The following is an 18,875-nucleotide window of genomic DNA, read 5'->3' on the forward strand; positions in this document are numbered from 1 at the left end:
CCAGCACGGCAAGACCACCCACGGCGACATACCAGCGGGTCAGGCGGTCCTTGAAAGCACGAACGCGGCGCTTGCGCAGCATCTCGGGCGTATTGAAATCAATGCGCGCTGGAGGTGAACTCTGATTCATTCTCGATTTAGCCAGATCATTCATGCGCGCACACCGTAACGGCCTTATATGACAAAAACATTACAGTAAGGTGACGCAAAAAAGCCCGCCGCCCAGGAAAACCGGCAGCGGACTGTTCAAGTGCTTGCGAGGCCAATCCTTCAGCCTCCCCTCATGCTGCTGTTATTTCGAAGCGACACCCGAGGTACCTTGCAGGCCCAGATCGGCCAATGCCTTTTCCACCACGCGGGACGGCAACGGAATGTAGCCGTCCTTCATCACCACTTCCTGGCCCTGTCTGGACAGCACCAGTTTCAGAAATTCGGCTTCCAGCGGCGCCAGAGGCTTGTTTGGCGCCTTGTTCACATACACGTAGAGGAAACGCGACAACGGATAAGTACCGTTCAAGGCGTTGGCTTCATTGTCCTCGACGAACGCTGAGCCTTCCTTCTTGGCCAGCGGTACAGTCTTGACGCTGGAAGTCTTGTAGCCGATACCCGAGTAACCGATGCCGTTCAGCGAACTGCTGATGGCGCTGACCACCGAAGCGGACCCCGGCTGCTCGTTGACGTTGGCCTTGAAGTCACCTTTGCACAGCGCCTCTTCCTTGAAGTAGCCATAGGTGCCGGACACCGAGTTACGGCCAAACAACTGGATCGGCTTGCTCGCCAGGTCGCCGGTCACGCCGACCTCGCCCCAGGTCTTCGCATCGGCCTTGGCACCGCACAGGCGGGTCACGGAAAAAATCGCGTCCACTTGCTGCATGGTCAGGCCCTTGATCGGGTTGTCCTTATGAACGAACACGGCCAAGGCATCCACGGCGACCGGGATGGCGGTCGGTTTGTAGCCGTGCTTCAACTCGAACGCCGACAGCTCGCCGTCCTTCATCTTGCGGCTCATCGGCCCGAGGTTGGCAGTGCCTTCCGTCAGGGCTGGCGGCGCAGTGGACGAGCCGGCGGCCTGAATCTGGATGTTCACGCTTGGGTATTCTTTCTTGTAGGCCTCGGCCCACAGGGTCATCAGGTTTGCCAAGGTATCGGAACCCACACTGGAGAGGTTTCCGGATACACCCGTGGTTTTTGCGTAAGGCTTGATCGCAGGGTCAACAGCAGCGAAGGAATTGGCTGTCGCAACTGCGGCGGCAGCAAATGTCAGTGCGGTCATCCAGCTCTTGAATGTCATGCCTTGCGCTCCTGCAGGGTATGTAGAGGATCTGCGACCTGCCTTCATTGGAGGGTCGTATGAATACTCTATGAATTGATTGTGACAATAAGATGAAAAGGCCGTCCCCCTTTCGGGATGACGGCCTTTATCCAAGACAAAATGCTTCAGCGAGAGGCTATCAGCGCTTCTTGGAGAGCAGATACAGACCCAGCGCCATACCCAGGCCACTCAACGCCGCCACGTACCAGGCCGGAGCCATCGGGCTGGTCTTGAGCATGAGGGTCACGACCATCGGGGTCAGGCCGCCGAAGATGGCATACGCCACGTTGTAGGAGAACGAAAGCCCCGAGAAACGCACCACAGGCGGGAACGCCTTGACCATCACGTACGGCACGGCGCCGATGGTGCCGACGAACAGACCGGTCACGGCATACAGCGGGAACAGCCAGTCCGGATGCGCGGCCAGCACATGGTAGAAAGTCCAGGAGCTGATCAACAGACCCGCGCTGCCCAGCAGCAATACCAGGCCCGCGCCGATACGATCCGCCAGCGCACCCGCACCGATGCAACCCAGACTCAGGAGAACGATTGCCAGGCTGTTGGCCTTCAAGGCAGTGGCTGCCGGGAATTCATACTTGGTCTGCAGCAGGGTCGGTGTCATCAGAATAACGACGATAATCCCGGCCGACAGCAGCCAGGTCAGCAGCATCGACAGCACCACGGCACCGCGATGATCACGCAGTACGCCTTTGAGCGGCAGTTCTTCGGCCAGCGCCTTGCGCTGTTGCAGTTCGGCAAACACTGGGGTTTCGTGCAGTAGACGACGCAGGTAGACCGACATCAGGCCGAACACACCGCCCAGCAGGAAAGGGATGCGCCATGCGTAGTCGGAAACCTCGACCGGCGTATAGATGCTGTTGATCACGGTAGCGACCAGCGAACCGATCAGGATCCCCGCCGTCAGACCGGCCGTCAGCGTGCCACAGGCATAACCGACATAACGGGCCGGAACGTGCTCGGACACGAATACCCAGGCGCCCGGCACTTCACCGCCGATGGCTGCGCCCTGAATGACGCGCATCAACAGCAGCAGGATCGGCGCCCACATGCCGATCTGGGCGTAGGTTGGCAGCAGACCCATGATCAGGGTCGGCACGGCCATCATGAAAATGCTCAGGGTGAACATTTTCTTGCGGCCCAGCAGGTCACCGAAGTGCGCCATGATGATGCCGCCCAGCGGTCTTGCCAGATAACCGGCAGCAAAAATGCCGAAGGTCTGCATCATGCGCAGCCAGTCGGGCATGTCCGCCGGGAAGAACAGCTTCCCGACCACCGCCGCGAAGAAGACGAAAATGATGAAGTCGTAAAACTCCAGCGCCCCACCCAGGGCTGAAAGCGACAGGGTTTTGTAATCGCTGCGGGTCAAAGGCCGCGCGGACTTCGCGGAATCTAAAGGTACGGATGACATGACAAGGCTTCTCTTTGGGCTTTTCTTTGAATGAGCGAACGACAGCTACGCTGGCTGCGACGGGGTGGCGTGCAGAAGCGATTGTCCGGGGCAATTGTGCAGATAGGCACCAAAATTGCGTGTACAGGCAGTCTTGTCACCTGTAGAGGTCAGGCAAGATAGCAAATTGTTTCAAAAAACACCTAGCAGAAGCGGCGCTCGGTAAAAAGAAAGCCCAATGGTCGTGCTGTGACGCAACGCCCGATATACTCGCAGACCGTCACGCGCATCGGGAAACTGCGCAAAAACCTCTTTAGCCAGCGGCTTTCGCAGAGTTTCCCTTTTGGAGCCATAGGTCGGCTGAACGCACAATGTTCATCGACGTAGTTTTGAATGGCACCTGTCAACCGCGGTAGAAAACAATGAGAGTCATGGGTCAGAGGCACCCTAGGCATGATTGAGCTCGAACAAGAAGATCCAACCCCACAAGGCGACCTGGCCTTGCAAATTACGGCCCTGCCCCGTGAGACCAATGGTTTCGGCGATATCTTTGGCGGTTGGCTGGTGTCACAGATGGACCTGGCAGGCACCGCAATGGCCAGCAAGATCGCGGGCGGACGTGTCGCGACCGTTGCGATCGACCGCATGGCATTCCTGGTTCCGGTGGCCGTTGGCGAACAGCTTTCCTTCTATACACGGACCCTGGAAGTCGGCCGTACCTCGATCAAGATGATGGTCGAAGTCTGGAGCGACGACCCGTTGAGCAGCGAATGGCGCAAGGTCACCGAAGCCGTGTTCGTCTTCGTGGCCATCGACAGCAGTGGCCGGACACGTTCGGTCCCGGCACGGCGGTAAATGGCCGTTCGGGCAGAGACTGGCCGGTTAAGGCTAAACTCCTCGACCTTGAAAGCGTCTATTCATGTCACGGTCCTTGAGTGAGAACTTCGCATGCCAACACCGCAGGTTGAATCCGTAAAATACGACGAGCTGAATTGCTGGCGTATCCGTCATGGCGATGCAGAGCTGCTGGTTGCCCAGCAAGGCGCGCATATCCTCAGTTATCAGGTCGCAGGCCAGGAGCCTCTGATCTGGCTGAACGACGGTGCGCTGTTCAAGCAAGGCAAGCCGATTCGTGCCGGCATCCCGGTTTGCTGGCCATGGTTCGGCAGCCTGGAGCGCAACCCGCAAAGCGTGCAGGCGATGCGCCAGAGCAGCGAGCCCGCCAAAGCCCATGGGGAAGTCCGCACGCTGGACTGGGAACTGCTGGGGATTGGAGAAGATGGCGATGCGCTGCTGGTGGAGTTCGTCCTGCCGCAGGCTGAAGGCCATTTACCAGGCTGGCCACACAACGTTGCCCTGAAACTCAGCATCCGCCTGGACCATGCACTCAATGTCAGCCTGGTCAGCTACAACAACGGAAGCGAAACCGTAAGCTTCAGCCAGGCGCTGCACACTTACTTCGCAATCAGCGATATTCACCAGATCCACATCGAAGGCCTCGATGGCCTGCGCTATATCGAAACCCTGGAAAACTGGGAAGAACGCCAGCAGAGCGGCGACCTGACGTTCGTCGGCGAAACCGACCGTATCTACAAAGATACGCCGCCATTGCTCAGCATCGTCGATCCAGAGTGGAAGCGCCGGGTTCACATCCAGACCAGCGGCTCGAAATCCGCTGTCCTGTGGAACCCGTGGATCGAAAAAACCAGCAAGCTCGCCGACATGAAGCCCGAGGGCTGGCAGCGCATGGTCTGCGTCGAAACCGCCAACGTGCTGGACGATGTCGTGACCCTGGCCCCGCAGGACATGCATGTCCTGGGGATCAGTATCTGGAGTGAAGCGCTCTAAACCCGGCTATCAAAGGTCCGAGTCGACCACGACGCGGACCTTTGAAGCATCCATCGCATAGGCCGCATCGGCCAGATCGTTACTGACCTTCTCAACTTTCAGCGTACCCACTACCCACAAAGGTGTGTAGATATCATCCAGTTTCAGGCCTTTGGGGTAACGAACCAGCACCAGTTGGTTTGGAGGCGGTGGCGGCACGTGAATGCAAGCGCCCGGATAAGGGACGAGAAAGAATAAAGTGCTATGGCCCTTGGCATCGGTTTCCAGCGGCACCGGATAACCGCCGAGGCGGATCGTCTTGCCATTCATGTCGGCCACAGTCTTGGTCGAATACATGACGGCGGGCAGCCCTTTGCTCTGCTTCAAACCACCCTTGCTGTCGAAGGTCCCCATGGCTTCCGGGGAGTTGTGGTCGATCTCGGGCATGGCTTCGAGGGCTTTCTGGTCCGACTTGGGCATGAGTTCAAGCCAGTCGGTCTCGGGAATCTCGGCATGCACAAGCCCGGATACCAGTAGCAGGGTCATCAATAGAAAACGACGCATCATAAAGCTCGGCAAAGTGGAAAATACTGCCGCGCATTCTAGCCCTCTGCGCACAGAGGGCCAGATGAAAAATCAGCTCTTCTTTTTAATCATGCCGAAGATAAACAACAGGATGATTGCACCGACCAGCGCGCCCAGGAAACCTGCGCCCTCACCCGCCTGATAGATGCCCAGCGCCTGACCGCCATAGGTCGCAGCCAGAGAACCGCCAATGCCCAGCAGAATGGTCATGATCCAGCCCATGCTGTCATCGCCTGGCTTGAGAAAGCGTGCCAGCAGGCCAACGATCAAGCCGATAAAGATGGTTCCGATAATGCCCATGTATTTCCCCTGTCTGTGTTGAACACGCCAAGGCCTGATGGCAGCGTTGGCTTACTGCTATCTGAGAACACGGAGAGAGGATTGGTTCCAGGCCCTTTGAAAACAAAGGACCTGGAATCAGCAGGCAATCAGTTTTGAATCAGTGCCTCGACCTGCTTGACCTGACGGTCCAGGGTCGCACGATCAGCGCTGCGCACGGTGGCATGGCCAACCTTGCGACCGGCCTTGAAGGCTTTGCCGTAGTGATGCAGATGGCAGTCATCGATGGCGATGACCTTGTCCACGGCTGGCACTTCACCGATGAAGTTCAGCATGGCGCTCTCACCGACCTTGGCCGTGGAGCCCAGTGGCAGACCGGCAACCGCCCGCAGGTGGTTCTCGAACTGGCTGCACTCGGCACCTTCGGTGGTCCAGTGTCCGGAGTTGTGGACACGCGGCGCGATTTCGTTGGCTTTCAGGCCGCCATCGACTTCAAAGAATTCGAAGGCCAGCACACCCACGTAATCCAGTTGCTTCAGAACCCGACCGACGTAATCTTCGGCCAGCGCCTGCAACGGGTGATCGGTACTGGCGATGGAAATGCGCAGGATGCCGTTCTCGTGAGTGTTGTGTACCAGCGGATAGAAGCGTGTTTCACCATCGCGGGCACGCACGGCAATCAACGAAACCTCACCGGTGAAAGGTACGAAACCTTCCAGCAGGCAAGGCACGCTGCCCAGCTCGGCAAAGGTATTGACCACATCGGCAGCCGTGCGCAGGACTTTCTGGCCCTTGCCGTCGTAACCCAGGGTGCGGGTTTTCAGCACGGCAGGCAGGCCGATGCTGGCGACAGCAGCGTCCAGGTCCGACTGCGACTGGATATCCGCGAACGCAGGCGTCGGGATGCCCAAGTCCTTGAACATGCTTTTCTCGAACCAGCGATCGCGAGCGATGCGCAAGGCGTCGGCGCTCGGATAGACCGGCACGAACTGTGACAGGAACGCCACGGTTTCGGCTGGCACGCTTTCAAACTCGAACGTCACCAGATCGACTTCATCGGCCAACTGACGCAGGTGATCCAGATCGCCGTAATCGGCACGCAGATGCTCACCCAGCGCAGCAGCGCAAGCATCCGGTGCGGGGTCGAGAAAGGCGAAGTTCATACCCAGCGGCGTACCTGCCAAAGCCAACATGCGGCCCAGCTGGCCGCCACCGATTACACCGATCTTCATGGAAAAACCTCAGGCGTGGCGCGGGTCTGGATTGTCCAGCACGCTGTCTGTCTGCTCAGTGCGGAATTTCTTCAGCACTGCATGGAATTGAGGATGCTTGGCGCCCAGGATACTGGCGGACAACAGGGCGGCGTTGATCGCGCCTGCCTTGCCGATGGCCAGGGTCGCCACAGGAATGCCTGCAGGCATCTGCACGATGGACAGCAGGGAATCGACGCCCGACAGCATCGATGACTGAACCGGAACGCCCAGCACCGGCAAGTGTGTCTTGGCAGCACACATGCCCGGTAAGTGAGCAGCACCGCCAGCACCGGCGATGATCACTTCGATACCACGGCCTTCGGCTTCTTCAGCGTACTGAAAAAGCAGATCCGGCGTCCGGTGGGCAGACACCACTTTGACTTCATACGGGATGCCGAGCTTTTCCAGCATATCGGCGGTGTGGCTAAGGGTGGACCAATCGGACTTGGAGCCCATGATCACGCCAACCAGTGCGCTCATCGTCGTGCCTCTCATCGGGCGCCCGCAGGCGCGTCAAAAAACAACAAGCCACGCGGGAGGACCGGCGTGGCTTGTTGTACGAATAATGGCCGATTCAACCGGCCAAAGGCCGCGCAGTATACCTCAAAGCGCAAGGATGACAGCCCCCCTGACGACCATCTGCACAAGGACCTTGCCGACAGCCCGTAAAGCAGCCCCGTGAATGACAAATCCGCAGCAGAACAGACCATGTGAAAACGCAGCATGACCGAGCGCAGCAGTTTTCACACAGCCTGAGAAATTCCTACAGGCTGCGTCCACCCTCCACTACTTCTCACGAAGTAAAGGCCAACTGACAACCTCTCAAAACTTCCTGTTACCTCTTGATCTCACCCACCCGATGAACGGCATGAGTCGTTCAAATAAACACTGCAACTCTGTTAATGGATTAACTTATATGAAAATGAATTTCAAAAGACTCGCGGTCCTGCTCGGTGCAGTGCTGCTGTTGAACTTCCCGCCGGCCTACGCCAACGAGGTAAAGGAAAAACGCCCGCTGTTCCTGTATGTATTTCTGCATGACGACATACCTGCTTTTGAACGGACCGACCTGAAGCGTGATTACTTTTCATGGATGATCAAGGACCTCGAAAGCTTTACAGGTCGCAGGGTCTATCTCGATATCATCGAGAAAAAGTCAACGCTGAGCGGCTTCGCCTACAAGACCACTGACCTGAAAAGAGGCAAACAGGAATGGGATCATCTCGTGGACCAGTATATTCAGGAGAACAATCTTCCCCGAAACGGAACAACCAAATACCTGCTGTTGACTCGCCACCCCGTCAACAAAAAAATCCTGGGTTATACCCGCGAGAAGCATTATACGGCGATAGCCTCCATGCAGACGTATGCCGCGGCAGCCCATGAAATAGGTCATATGCTGGGCGGCACTCATGAGCACTCGGAAGTGTTATTCCGAGGTGGCTGGTGGTGTGAAACCAACATAACGCCCACTCGGGAAAAGATAAGATCCAATTGTTATGTCTACAGCGACAAGAACAAAAAGATCATCGCCGAACATTTGAATCAATTCCCGTAAACCCGTCTGCAAACTCAACAGGCGCTACGCGTTATTGTGCAGCGCCGCCCTCCAGCTTGCGCCACAGCAACCGGACATTGGCCTTGCGCACCAGGGCGCAGCGATACAGGCGGATTTCCAGCGGGACGTGCCAGTGCGGCCCGCCACAGACGACCAGTTCGCCACGCTCAAGCTCGGCCCGCACGCTCAAATGCGGCACCCAGGCAATCCCCAACCCTTCAAGCGCCATGCCTTTGAGGCTGTCGGCCATTGCCGTTTCATAAACCGTGGTGAAACGCAGGTTGCGCTGACGCAGCAACAGATTCACCGAACGCCCGAGAAAAGCCCCCGCGCTGTAGGCCAGCAGCGGCACACTCTGTTCATTCTCCAGATCGAACAGTGGCTGGCCATTGGCATCGGCAGCACAGACCGGCAGCATTTCGGTGTGGCCCAGATGCAGCGAAGGGAATATCTCCGCGTCCATCTGCAAGGCAGCATCCGGATCATAGAACGCAAGCATCAGGTCGCAGCCGCCTTCGCGCAATGCATGCACCGCGTCGCCCACGTTGGTCGCCACCAGCCGGGTCGCGATGTTCAAGCCATCGTTACGCAACTGGGCGATCCAGCGGGGAAAAAAACCGAGCGCCAGGGAGTGCGCAGCCGCTACCTGAATAACCTCACCTTGCCCGCCTTCCAGATGATGCAGGTGACGCACCACTTCACCCAACTGCTCGACGACCGTGCGCGCCGTCACCAGAAACAACTGTCCGGCAGCCGTCAGTTCAATGGGGGTCCGAGAGCGGTTGACCAGCGTCAGCCCAAGGGCCGACTCCAGACTGCGGATGCGGCGGCTGAAGGCTGGCTGCGTCACGAAACGACGCTCGGCCGCCTGGGAAAAACTGCGGGTGGCAGCCAGGGCACTGAAATCTTCCAGCCATTTGCTTTCCAGGTTCATCACGTCCTCCCGGACATTCGGGGCATGAATGAAAGACATTCGGTAGGAGCGAATTTATTCGCGAGAGGCCCGCCTACACGAAGAAGATGCTCGCCTTCAATGACGTCTCGCGGATAAATCCGCTCGCACTGCGCAACGTCCAGACAGGACATGCCCCCTTTAACCGGGACATTCACTTTGCACACGCCCATTCATTCTGCCGCGCAATTTGCCAGATAACGTCGCCTCTGCGACAAAAACAAATACAAGTGCGACATTTTGTCCTGTTTACGAACAAAGAGAAACCCACGTCACATGTGCATTATGCCGTTATTGCATAGGGCAGCGTTTAACAGCATTGGTCAACTTCCAGCTCAAACCCCAACATTCGCGGCGTTCCGGCATTGTTGTGCCTTATTTGAGATAATCTCTATCATGTCCTCGCCTGCATCACTGCGCATCGAAAAAGACCTGCTTGGTGTTCTCGAAGTACCTGCTCACGCTTACTACGGTATCCAGACCCTGCGAGCAGTGAATAACTTCCACCTCTCCGGTGTACCACTTTCGCATTACCCGAAACTGGTCGTTGGACTGGCGATGGTCAAGCAGGCGGCAGCTGATGCAAACCATGCTCTGGGCCACCTCAACGATGCCAAGTACGCAGCCATCAGCGAAGCTTGCGCACGTTTGATCCGCGGCGACTTCCACGACCAGTTCGTGGTCGACATGATTCAGGGCGGCGCTGGCACTTCAACCAACATGAATGCCAACGAAGTCATCGCCAACATCGCGCTTGAAGCCATGGGCTTCGAGAAAGGCGAATACAAGCATCTGCACCCGAACAACGACGTAAACATGGCTCAGTCGACCAACGACGCCTACCCGACGGCAATCCGTCTGGGCCTGCTGTTGGGTCATGACGCCATGCTCGCAAGCCTCGAAAGCCTGATCCAGTCTTTCGCAGCCAAGGGCGAAGAATTCAACCACGTTCTGAAAATGGGCCGTACCCAGTTGCAGGACGCGGTTCCAATGACCCTGGGTCAGGAATTCCGCGCCTTCGCCACCACCTTGACCGAAGACCTGAACCGCCTGCGCACTCTGGCTCCAGAGCTGCTGACCGAAGTGAACCTGGGCGGTACCGCAATCGGTACGGGCATCAACGCCGACCCGGGCTATCAGAAGCTGGCAGTAGAGCGTCTGGCAATCATCAGCGGCCATCCGCTGGTTCCAGCCGCCGACCTGATCGAAGCGACGTCCGACATGGGCGCTTTCGTGCTGTTCTCCGGCATGCTCAAGCGTACCGCCGTCAAACTCTCGAAGATCTGCAACGACCTGCGCCTGCTGTCCAGCGGTCCACGCACCGGCATCAACGAAATCAACCTGCCAGCGCGTCAGCCAGGCAGCTCGATCATGCCAGGCAAGGTCAACCCGGTCATTCCGGAAGCCGTCAACCAGGTAGCCTTTGAAATCATCGGCAACGACCTGGCCCTGACCATGGCAGCCGAAGGCGGCCAGTTGCAGCTCAACGTGATGGAGCCGCTGATCGCCTACAAGATTTTCGATTCGATCCGCCTGCTGCAACGCGCCATGGACATGCTGCGCGAACACTGCATCGTCGGCATCACTGCAAACGAACAGCGCTGCCGTGAACTGGTCGAGCACTCGATCGGTCTGGTCACCGCCCTGAACCCTTACATCGGTTACGAAAACTCGACCCGTATCGCCCGCATTGCCCTGGAAAGTGGCCGCGGTGTACTGGAACTGGTCCGCGAAGAAGGCTTGCTCGACGACGCGATGCTCGATGACATCCTGCGTCCGGAGAACATGATCGCTCCGCGCCTCGCTCCCCTGAAGGCCTGACCGAAAATGCTTTTCGCAACATGCTCACCAGGTTGAGGGCCTAGACACCCCTCACCTTTTGGGGGTCTGGGAGTGATTCTCCAGACCCTTTTTTTTGCCTGCTTGCTGACGACCCAAAGGAGGGCATCAAGCACCTGAAAAGCCCGTTTTTGCTGACGTCCTGGCAAAAACATTCGTTTCGCACCGCAAATGAAGATTCAGTTACACAACAAAGCGGCTACAGACGTAAAAACTTTGCACCGGTATAGTGCGCCCCCTCAAAAGTAGCGAGGAATAACAAAAATGTTGGAAATGATTAACGACTTCCTCTCGGGAAAGGTCCTCATCGTCCTTATCGTAGGCCTTGGTGGTTACTTCACGATCCGCTCGCGTTTCGTTCAGTTTCGTCACTTCTTTCACATGTTCGCGGTTTTTCGCGACAGCTTGCGTAGCAGCTCGGGGCAACTGAGTTCGTTCCAGGCACTGATGCTCAGCCTTGCAGGTCGCGTCGGAGCAGGCAACATCGCAGGTGTCGGCCTTGCCGTGACACTGGGCGGCCCAGGTGCCGTATTCTGGATGTGGGTGACCGCACTGGTCGGCATGTCCAGCAGCTTCATCGAGTGTTCTCTCGCTCAGCTCTACAAACGCAAGGACTCCGAAGGCCAGTTCCGCGGCGGTCCATCGTTCTACATCCAGCACGGCCTGGGCAAGCGCTGGCTGGGCATGGTCATGGCAGTATTACTGATCATGACCTTCGGTCTTTCCTTCAACGGCCTGCAATCCCATGCCGTGACCGACTCGCTCAATAGCGCTTTCGGCGTCGACCACACGACCACCGGTATCTGTCTGGTCGTCCTGCTGGGCCTGGCGTTCATCGGTGGCATCAAGCGTATCGCGGCCATTTCCGACCTGCTGGTACCGGTCAAGACCCTGGCCTACATCGCGGTCACCATCTATGTCATCGCCATTCAGATCGAACACGTTCCAGGCATGCTGCTGACCATCGTCAAAAGCGCCTTCGGTCTTGACCCGGTGTTTGGCGGCCTGATCGGCAGCGCAATCGTGATGGGCGTGAAACGTGGCGTTTTCGCCAACGAAGCCGGTCTGGGTAGCGCCCCGAACGTTGCAGCCGTCGCTCAGGTCGACCACCCGGTTTCCCAAGGCGTGGTTCAGGCGTTCAGCGTATTCCTCGACACCTTCCTGATCTGCACCTGCACCGCCTTGCTGATCCTGCTGTCCGGTATCTATGACGTAGGCTACAGCGGCAACGGTATCGTTCTGGCGCAGAACTCTCTGGCAGCCGTAGTGGGCGACTGGGGCCGGATCTTCATCAGCGTTGCGCTGGCACTGTTCGTATTCACCTCGATCCTCTACAACTACTACCTGGGCGAAAACAGCCTGCGCTTCCTGGTAGGCGAGAAGATCCAGGCCATCGTCGGCTTCCGCATCGTAGTTCTGGCTCTGATCTTCTGGGGCGCAGTGGTTGACCTCAAGACGGTGTTTGCCTTCGCCGACATCGCCATGACCCTGCTGGCCTTCGTCAACCTGATCGCCCTGGCCCTGCTGTTCAAGGTCGCCATGCGCATCCTGCGTGACTACGATGAGCAGCGTAAGGCAGGCATCAAGACGCCGGTCTTCGACTCCAGCAAGTTCCCGGATCTGGATCTGGACCGCAACGCATGGCCAGCCAACCCGACTCAACAGCCTCAGACTGGTGCTGAAGCGGCAGGCAAACCTGCTTCACAAGCTCACTAACCACCGAAATGCCGCAGGAGAGAACCATGGCTCATGATGCACCCCGACCCGCTCAGCGAGTGATGGTTCTTTACACCGGCGGCACCATCGGCATGCAAGCCAGCGCCAATGGCCTGGCTCCAGCGTCCGGTTTCGAGGCAAGGATGGCCGGGCAACTGGCCGACCTTCCTGGACTGGTCGTGCCGCAGTGGCGTTTTCGCGAGATGTCACCTCTGATCGACAGCGCCAACATGACGCCCGATTACTGGTTACGCCTGCGCGAAGCGGTGATCGAAGCCGTGGATGTGGATGGCTGTGACTCAGTGCTGGTGCTGCATGGCACCGACACACTGGCCTACAGCGCTGCCGCAACGAGCTTCCAGTTGCTGGGACTCAATGCGCCAGTGGTGTTCACCGGCTCCATGCTGCCAGCCGGTGTGCCGGACAGCGATGCCTGGGAAAACGTCAACGGTGCCTTGCTTGCCTTGGGCTCTGGTCTGGCATCGGGTGTTCACCTGTACTTCCACGGCGAACTGCTGGCACCGACCCGCTGCGCGAAAATCCGCAGCTTCGGTCGTCATCCGTTCGCACCGCTGCAACGCTCGCGTGGCGGCCAGGCTGCCTCGTCATTGCCTGAGGCGCTGGATTATCGCCAGCCCAAGACGCTGGCAAATGTCGCGGCATTGCCACTGTTTCCCGGTATCGGGGCAGCGCAGATCGATGGCCTGATCGACAGCGGCATCAAAGGTCTGGTGCTTGAATGCTACGGCAGCGGCACCGGCCCGAGCGATAATCCGGCGTTCCTTGCCAGCCTGGAGCGAGCACAACAACAGGGCATTTGCGTGGTTGCGATCACTCAATGCCATGAAGGCGGTGTCGAACTGGACGTCTACGAAGCAGGCAGCCGCCTGCGCGGCGTGGGCGTTCTTTCCGGTGGCGGCATGACCCGCGAAGCAGCGCTTGGCAAACTGCATGCGCTGCTGGGTGCTGGTTTGAAGATTGAAGAAGTCCGGCGTCTGGTGGAGCTGGATCTGTGTGGAGAGCTGCGTTAAGCAGCTCGTCACCACAACAGAACCTAGTAGCAGCATCTAAAAGGTAGCAGCACTGCTACCTTTTTCATTTGCAACAAACACTGTATTCCCTCCTTCCTGCCACTTGATGACCTTGTTCGGGTCAGCCTCGCTGCGCACGATGCATTTCCATTCATAGCGGGTATTGTCGGCAAGCCGGATCTGCCCTTTCCAGACGGGATACTGGCTCACATCACTCAGGCGCACCGCCCGTGCCGGGTTCCACTCACCCAGCTCGAAGCCCGCCCCCACGACATAAACGCCCTCGCCCACCTGGGTTTCGCCCTTGTCGCAACGAAACTGCACATCGACCCCTTTGGCCCGCCAGATTCGTATGGCACCGTTGTCGCCCGCCACCAATGCCTGGCTGAAACTGCCCGGCACACTCTCGCTCTTGAAGTTGGAGCCCAGCGCTACCAGCAGCATCTGGTGCGAGCCTGTCACTTCGGCCACCAACCCTGAATAGTTGTCCATAAAGCTGATCGCGGAATCGGCCTTGATACCCGCCGTGCGGCGTATCTCTATCAACTGGCGCAGCAGTTGGCCACGCGGCCAGTCATACATGTCCGGCCAATACACCGTTGGCGTTCCGGGGCTGCTGAGAATATAGGCGTAGGCCTGGTCGCGAAGATTTTCAGGTAATGACCAGTGATGCTGACCGCCGTTGGCTCCCGGCGAATAACCGGTGTCGTGGTTATCCACAAAGGTCATGGCAGCGGCACGCCATGCAGGATCGGGATTACCGTTGAGGCCATATCGCCATTCGGCGAGCCCGGCATTCTGCATACGCTCTTTGAGCGCGAAGTCGAATACCGTGCAATGCGACTGATCGGACCAGACTTTCAGACCATCCTGCCAAGTGGCGTTATGTCGCCAGTCGTTGGCGGGATACTCGTTCGGCGCTTTCCAGAGTTCGCCGACACAGAAATGCTGATCGCCGAAGGCCTTCATCCAGTTATCCACCGTCGTCGCGCTGTAGCCTTTTACAAAATCGAAACGCAGGCCGTCGGCGGAATAGTGATCGCGCAGGTTCAGGAACTCGTTCTTGAAGAGGTTGAACACTTCAGGCTTTTGCGTATTGAGATCGGCATCACCGCCCATGAACGGATCGCCATCGTCACACTGGGCGCAGCCATCACGCCAATCCGTCTTGTCACTCAAGGATTCCTTGAGCGCAGGCCCGACATGCTGGCGGTCCATATGATTGGGCACCACGTCATAGATCACTTTGACATGGGCGGCGCTCAAGGCATCGATCGCTTGCCGGAGTTCGGCATCGCTGCCATAAGCACTGTTCTTGTCGAAGTCCTGCCAGAAATACCCCTCGCCACCCCCTGAAGCACCGGTCCCCGGATCGCTCCAGCGCGAAGTGTCACGCCAGGGCACAGGCATCCAGACCGAGGTAAAACCGTCAGCCCGAATCTGCGGGGCCATGGTTTTCAACGTGCTGTACCAACTGCCAGGGCTTGAACGACTGGAGTTCCAGTGAAACCCTTGCAACACGATTTCATCGTTGCCGTCGTTGCGCGTGCCCTGAGGGGTATTACCGCGCACATCATCGGCACTGGCGGCCTGTGCCACCACCAGCAGGATTGAAAGCGCACCAAGCGTCAAAAGCTTCATGGCGATACTCCTCGGGAAGAAGGAAGTTATCGCCAGAGTAGGCCCGCTGCGAGCGCCTGTAACCTGATAGAACTGACAAAGGGTGCTTTCAATTGGTTACGGAAAAGCTCTTGTTTATTCCTGCTGCTGAAGTGCCCTCCTGACTTCCCACCTCGGCATCGCGAAGCATCGAATCCAGATTCCGCTCGATGTTCTCGCACAGTGCGGTCATCTGGATTTCGTGTTCGCTGGCGCGAAACGGGCTTTGCAGGTCGGTGCCGATTTTTTCAATGGCCAGCAGCATGAAGCCCACCACGGTGGACGCCAATGGCGTGAACCAGCCCAGGGTTTCAACCAGTCCGATGGGGACGATCACACAGAACAGGGTAATGAACAGTCGGGGGAATGCCACGTAAGGATAAGGCAGCGGAGTGTTGGCAATACGCTCCATGCCGCCCTGGCAGTTGGAGATATCCACCATTGTCGATTCAAGGCGCGCGAGGCGGATGCTGTCCAGGCGGCCGGACTTGTACTCCTTGGCGATCATTGCTGCGGAGGCATTGAGCAGGTCGTTGGGGAAGTTATTGGTGTCCTGACGGCGCTCGAACTCTTCGCGGGGAAGCAACCCCTGCACATCGGCCTTGGTGATATCGCCCTTCAAATGCGCCGACAGGGATTTCACATAGGCCACATGTCGACGCAGCAGCAGCGCCTTGACCGGGTTGATGCCGTCTTCGTCGTCGATCAGCGTCAATACCTGGCGGGCGAAACTGCGGGAGCTGTTGACCAGCGCCCCCCATAAAGTCCGGGCTTCCCACCAGCGGTTATAGGCGCTGGAATTGCGAAAACTGATCAGTACGACCAAGGCCGAACCCAGCAGGGTCAGGGGCATGGAAGGCAGCGTGACCTTGCGCTCCAGGAACAACATGAAGTCGACCGTGACGATCACGTCCCAGATCAGCAGCCAGAATAGCGACCACCCTACATAACCAAATGTTCTGCTCAGAAATCGGAACCGCTCCATGATCGCCTGCTGCAAAGCATCACCTCATCGATAAACGTGCGGGACTGCAAAAATTTCCCACCACTGCGCAAGGTTTGAATGCCATTGGCCCGGATGGTTCGTTTTTATCCAATCCGGAATATTTCCGTGCAAGCCGTGTGGGAGCGAATCGGGCGGCGCTCCGCTCATTCGCGAAAAGCCAACCAAACACCCTAGCGCCATACCTGACGCAATCTCTCCAGCGCATCGGCAATCGCGTCCTCCGGCACACCTGCAAACCCCAGAACCAGCCCGGCACGGTTATCCACAGGCTCGGTGGAATCCGGCAGCCAATAACTGCTCAATGCCGTGATCTCGACTCCGACACTCTCGGCCTTTTCGATCAACTCCCGCTCACGGGCGAGGCTGTCCACTCTGACCGTGACATGCAGGCCAGCCACGACTTTAGGCATCGCTCCACAGCCCGGAATATTCTCCGGCCAGCCCGCCAGCAATGCATTGCGACGGCTCAAGGCTGCACGGCGCATGCGGCGGATATGCCGTTGAAAGTGACCGGTGGCGATAAATTGCGCCATCACCGCCTGTGTGCTGACTTCGGAATGGCGCATGTCCACACCCCGGCGCTGGCTAAACGGTTTGACCAGCTTTTGGGGCAAGACCAGATACCCCAGGCGCAATGCCGGGAAAACCACCTTGCCGAAAGTCCCGACATACAGAACCCGGTCCCCGTCCAGCGCAGCCAGCGGTGCCAAAGGCGAACCGCTGTAACGGTACTCGCCATCGTAGTCGTCTTCGACAATCCAGCCCTGGGTCTGTTTTGCCCAGGCCAGCAGTTCCAGCCGGCGAGCCAGGCTCATGACCACACCGGTCGGGTATTGATGGGAGGGCGTGACGTAAGCCAGTTTGCAGTCGATCTGTTGCAGATCCGCACAGCGCATGCCGTCTTCATCCACAGCAATACCCTGCAACCTCGCCCCCGCAACAGCAAAGGCATGACCCGCCGCACGATAGCCAGGGTTTTCCACAGCAACCCCGTCGCCAGCCTCCAGCAGCAACTGTGCACAAAGGCTTATGGCCTGTTGTGCGCCATTGGTGATCACTATTTGTTCAGCCGAGCAATGCAACCCGCGAGACGAGCGCAGGTACAAGGCAATCAGCTCTCTAAGTCGCCACTCTCCGGCAGCCTCGCCATAGCCCAGCAGTTGAAGGTCCGGCTTGCGCCAGAAAGCTGCATTCAGCTTGCCCCATATGGCAAAAGGGAAGAGATCGAACGCCGGCACACCCACCCGGAATGCACGTGGCGCGCTCTTGATCGGGGTACTCAAATGATGCTTTTGCAGAAGCTCCATCGCTGGGCTGTGGATAACTTGATCCGGCGCATTTTGAAGATTTTCGGAGGGAAATGTGGATAAACATGTGTATAACCTTGTTGATAAGCCTGTGGATAGTTCAGTGGATAATTTTTTCGCAGGTGAACTTTCAACAACCACTGTTTTATCAGGCAACTGAGCGACATAGGTCCCGTCACCAATACGCCCTTCAATGAAGCCTTCAGCGTAAAGCTGGTCGTAGGCACGCATCACGCTGTTGCGAGAAATCGACAACGACTCGGCCAGGTCACGGCTGGCCGGCAGGCGCGTGCCACTGCCAAGGCCGCCATCGAGAATCCGCTGACGCAAGACCTGATAAAGCTGGCGACTCAAGCCCCTGCGCCTGTCCAGTTCGATACCGGCGAGGTTCAAGGGAAACGCGGGAGAGCCTGAAAGCATGGAATTGGTCCTATGAAATCTATCGTTAATGGCTCTTACAAGGAACCAATAGCTTGCCTAGGATTTAGCCATTAACCAAGGACATTGCCATGTACACGCCCAAAGCCTTCAGTGAGAACGACACGCTGCAGTTGCAGGACTTGATGGAGCAGACACGTCTGGCGATTCTCGTCACTCAGGACGAAGACGGCTTGCAGGCGACGCACCTGCCACTGTTACTGAGCCGCGAACAAGGCCCCAACGGCACGCTCTACGGGCACCTGGCCAAAGCCAATCCTCAATGGCGAGCACTCGAAAAACCGACTGAGGTCATGGTGATATTCCCCGGTGGCGATGCCTATGTGAGCCCGTCCTTTTACCCGAGCAAGGCGGAGCACGAAAAAGTCGTACCGACCTGGAATTACCTGGCCGTTCACGCTTATGGCCAGGCCGAGGTCTTCACTGATCCCGAGCGCCTGCACCAACTGGTCGGCCGTCTCACCGACAAGCATGAATCCCGTCGTGCCCAGCCCTGGTCCATCAATGATGCACCGGCCGAGTACATCGAAAAGATGCTGGGCGCGATTGTCGGCTTTGCCTTGCCCATCGAACGCTTGCAGGGCAAACGCAAACTCAGCCAGAACCGCAGCGCCCCGGATATTAAGGGGGTACGCGATGGCCTGGCTGCCAGCCATGATCCAAAAGACCAGGAAATCGCTCGCTTGATGAGCTGAAGGAGATTGT

The 18,875-nt window shown here is 57.9% G+C and carries 17 protein-coding genes; 7 read left to right on the forward strand and 10 right to left on the reverse strand.

The window, feature by feature from the left end; genetic code table 11:
* Window positions 1-292 precede the first annotated feature (292 nt).
* Window positions 293-1,291, reverse strand: coding sequence for a phosphate ABC transporter substrate-binding protein PstS family protein (locus tag CKW23_RS17730; protein WP_025262550.1), 999 nt, complete (start codon window positions 1,289-1,291; stop codon window positions 293-295).
* A gap of 160 nt (window positions 1,292-1,451) precedes the next feature.
* Complete coding sequence (locus CKW23_RS17735) at window positions 1,452-2,741, reverse strand: MFS transporter (protein WP_025262551.1); 1,290 nt, start codon at window positions 2,739-2,741, stop codon at window positions 1,452-1,454.
* A 432-nt stretch (window positions 2,742-3,173) separates the two neighbouring features.
* Between CKW23_RS17735 and CKW23_RS17740 the strand changes: the two genes are divergently transcribed.
* Complete coding sequence (locus tag CKW23_RS17740; RefSeq protein ID WP_025262552.1) at window positions 3,174-3,575, forward strand: acyl-CoA thioesterase; 402 nt, start codon at window positions 3,174-3,176, stop codon at window positions 3,573-3,575.
* Window positions 3,576-3,668: 93 nt separating this feature from the next.
* The gene (locus CKW23_RS17745; RefSeq protein ID WP_025262553.1) at window positions 3,669-4,568 is read left to right on the forward strand and encodes a D-hexose-6-phosphate mutarotase; all 900 of its coding nucleotides are present in this window, start codon (window positions 3,669-3,671) and stop codon (window positions 4,566-4,568) included.
* Window positions 4,569-4,577: 9 nt separating this feature from the next.
* On the opposite strand, the gene CKW23_RS17750 is transcribed toward CKW23_RS17745, so the two are convergent.
* The 4 genes from CKW23_RS17750 to purE form a co-directional block, all read right to left on the reverse strand.
* Window positions 4,578-5,111, reverse strand: a complete 534-nt coding sequence (locus CKW23_RS17750; RefSeq protein ID WP_025262554.1) for a DUF3299 domain-containing protein — start codon at window positions 5,109-5,111, stop codon at window positions 4,578-4,580.
* Between the two features lie 72 nt (window positions 5,112-5,183).
* Entirely contained in the window at window positions 5,184-5,432 is a 249-nt protein-coding gene (locus CKW23_RS17755; RefSeq protein ID WP_025262555.1) for a GlsB/YeaQ/YmgE family stress response membrane protein, read from the reverse strand.
* A gap of 128 nt (window positions 5,433-5,560) precedes the next feature.
* On the reverse strand, window positions 5,561-6,643 hold the full coding sequence (locus CKW23_RS17760) for a 5-(carboxyamino)imidazole ribonucleotide synthase (RefSeq protein WP_025262556.1): 1,083 nt from the start codon (window positions 6,641-6,643) through the stop codon (window positions 5,561-5,563).
* 9 nt (window positions 6,644-6,652) lie between these two features.
* Entirely contained in the window at window positions 6,653-7,144 is a 492-nt protein-coding gene (gene purE / locus CKW23_RS17765) for a 5-(carboxyamino)imidazole ribonucleotide mutase (RefSeq protein ID WP_025262557.1), read from the reverse strand.
* Between the two features lie 436 nt (window positions 7,145-7,580).
* Here purE and CKW23_RS17770 point away from each other — a divergent pair, with 436 nt between their 5' ends.
* On the forward strand, window positions 7,581-8,222 hold the full coding sequence (locus CKW23_RS17770) for a hypothetical protein (RefSeq protein WP_038400107.1): 642 nt from the start codon (window positions 7,581-7,583) through the stop codon (window positions 8,220-8,222).
* Between the two features lie 31 nt (window positions 8,223-8,253).
* On the opposite strand, the gene CKW23_RS17775 is transcribed toward CKW23_RS17770, so the two are convergent.
* Window positions 8,254-9,156 carry a LysR substrate-binding domain-containing protein gene (locus tag CKW23_RS17775; protein WP_025262559.1) on the reverse strand — a complete coding sequence of 301 codons (903 nt, stop codon included), beginning with the start codon at window positions 9,154-9,156 and terminating at the stop codon, window positions 8,254-8,256.
* A gap of 414 nt (window positions 9,157-9,570) precedes the next feature.
* Here CKW23_RS17775 and aspA point away from each other — a divergent pair, with 414 nt between their 5' ends.
* The 3 genes from aspA to CKW23_RS17790 all read left to right on the forward strand — a co-directional run bounded on the left by aspA (window position 9,571) and on the right by CKW23_RS17790 (window position 13,760).
* Entirely contained in the window at window positions 9,571-10,995 is a 1,425-nt protein-coding gene (aspA, locus tag CKW23_RS17780) for an aspartate ammonia-lyase (RefSeq protein WP_025262560.1), read from the forward strand.
* A gap of 282 nt (window positions 10,996-11,277) precedes the next feature.
* Window positions 11,278-12,729, forward strand: coding sequence for a sodium:alanine symporter family protein (locus CKW23_RS17785; RefSeq protein WP_025262561.1), 1,452 nt, complete (start codon window positions 11,278-11,280; stop codon window positions 12,727-12,729).
* Window positions 12,730-12,755: 26 nt separating this feature from the next.
* The gene (locus CKW23_RS17790) at window positions 12,756-13,760 is read left to right on the forward strand and encodes an asparaginase (protein WP_025262562.1); all 1,005 of its coding nucleotides are present in this window, start codon (window positions 12,756-12,758) and stop codon (window positions 13,758-13,760) included.
* Window positions 13,761-13,796: 36 nt separating this feature from the next.
* Here the strand turns inward: CKW23_RS17790 and CKW23_RS17795 are convergent, their stop codons facing one another.
* The 3 genes from CKW23_RS17795 to CKW23_RS17805 form a co-directional block, all read right to left on the reverse strand.
* Window positions 13,797-15,401: a glucan 1,4-alpha-maltotetraohydrolase domain-containing protein gene (locus CKW23_RS17795; RefSeq protein WP_095068069.1), complete on the reverse strand. Its 1,605-nt coding sequence runs from the start codon at window positions 15,399-15,401 to the stop codon at window positions 13,797-13,799.
* An 88-nt stretch (window positions 15,402-15,489) separates the two neighbouring features.
* Window positions 15,490-16,404: a bestrophin family protein gene (locus CKW23_RS17800; RefSeq protein ID WP_177434659.1), complete on the reverse strand. Its 915-nt coding sequence runs from the start codon at window positions 16,402-16,404 to the stop codon at window positions 15,490-15,492.
* A 191-nt stretch (window positions 16,405-16,595) separates the two neighbouring features.
* Window positions 16,596-18,152, reverse strand: a complete 1,557-nt coding sequence (locus CKW23_RS17805) for a PLP-dependent aminotransferase family protein (RefSeq protein WP_095068071.1) — start codon at window positions 18,150-18,152, stop codon at window positions 16,596-16,598.
* Between the two features lie 89 nt (window positions 18,153-18,241).
* On the opposite strand from CKW23_RS17805, the gene CKW23_RS17810 reads away from it, so the two are divergent.
* Window positions 18,242-18,865, forward strand: coding sequence for an FMN-binding negative transcriptional regulator (locus CKW23_RS17810; RefSeq protein ID WP_038400110.1), 624 nt, complete (start codon window positions 18,242-18,244; stop codon window positions 18,863-18,865).
* The last annotated feature ends 10 nt before the right edge of the window (window positions 18,866-18,875 follow it).

This window comes from Pseudomonas sp. Irchel 3A18 (genome assembly GCF_900187465.1).
Taxonomy (GTDB): Bacteria; Pseudomonadota; Gammaproteobacteria; order Pseudomonadales; family Pseudomonadaceae; genus Aquipseudomonas; species Aquipseudomonas cichorii.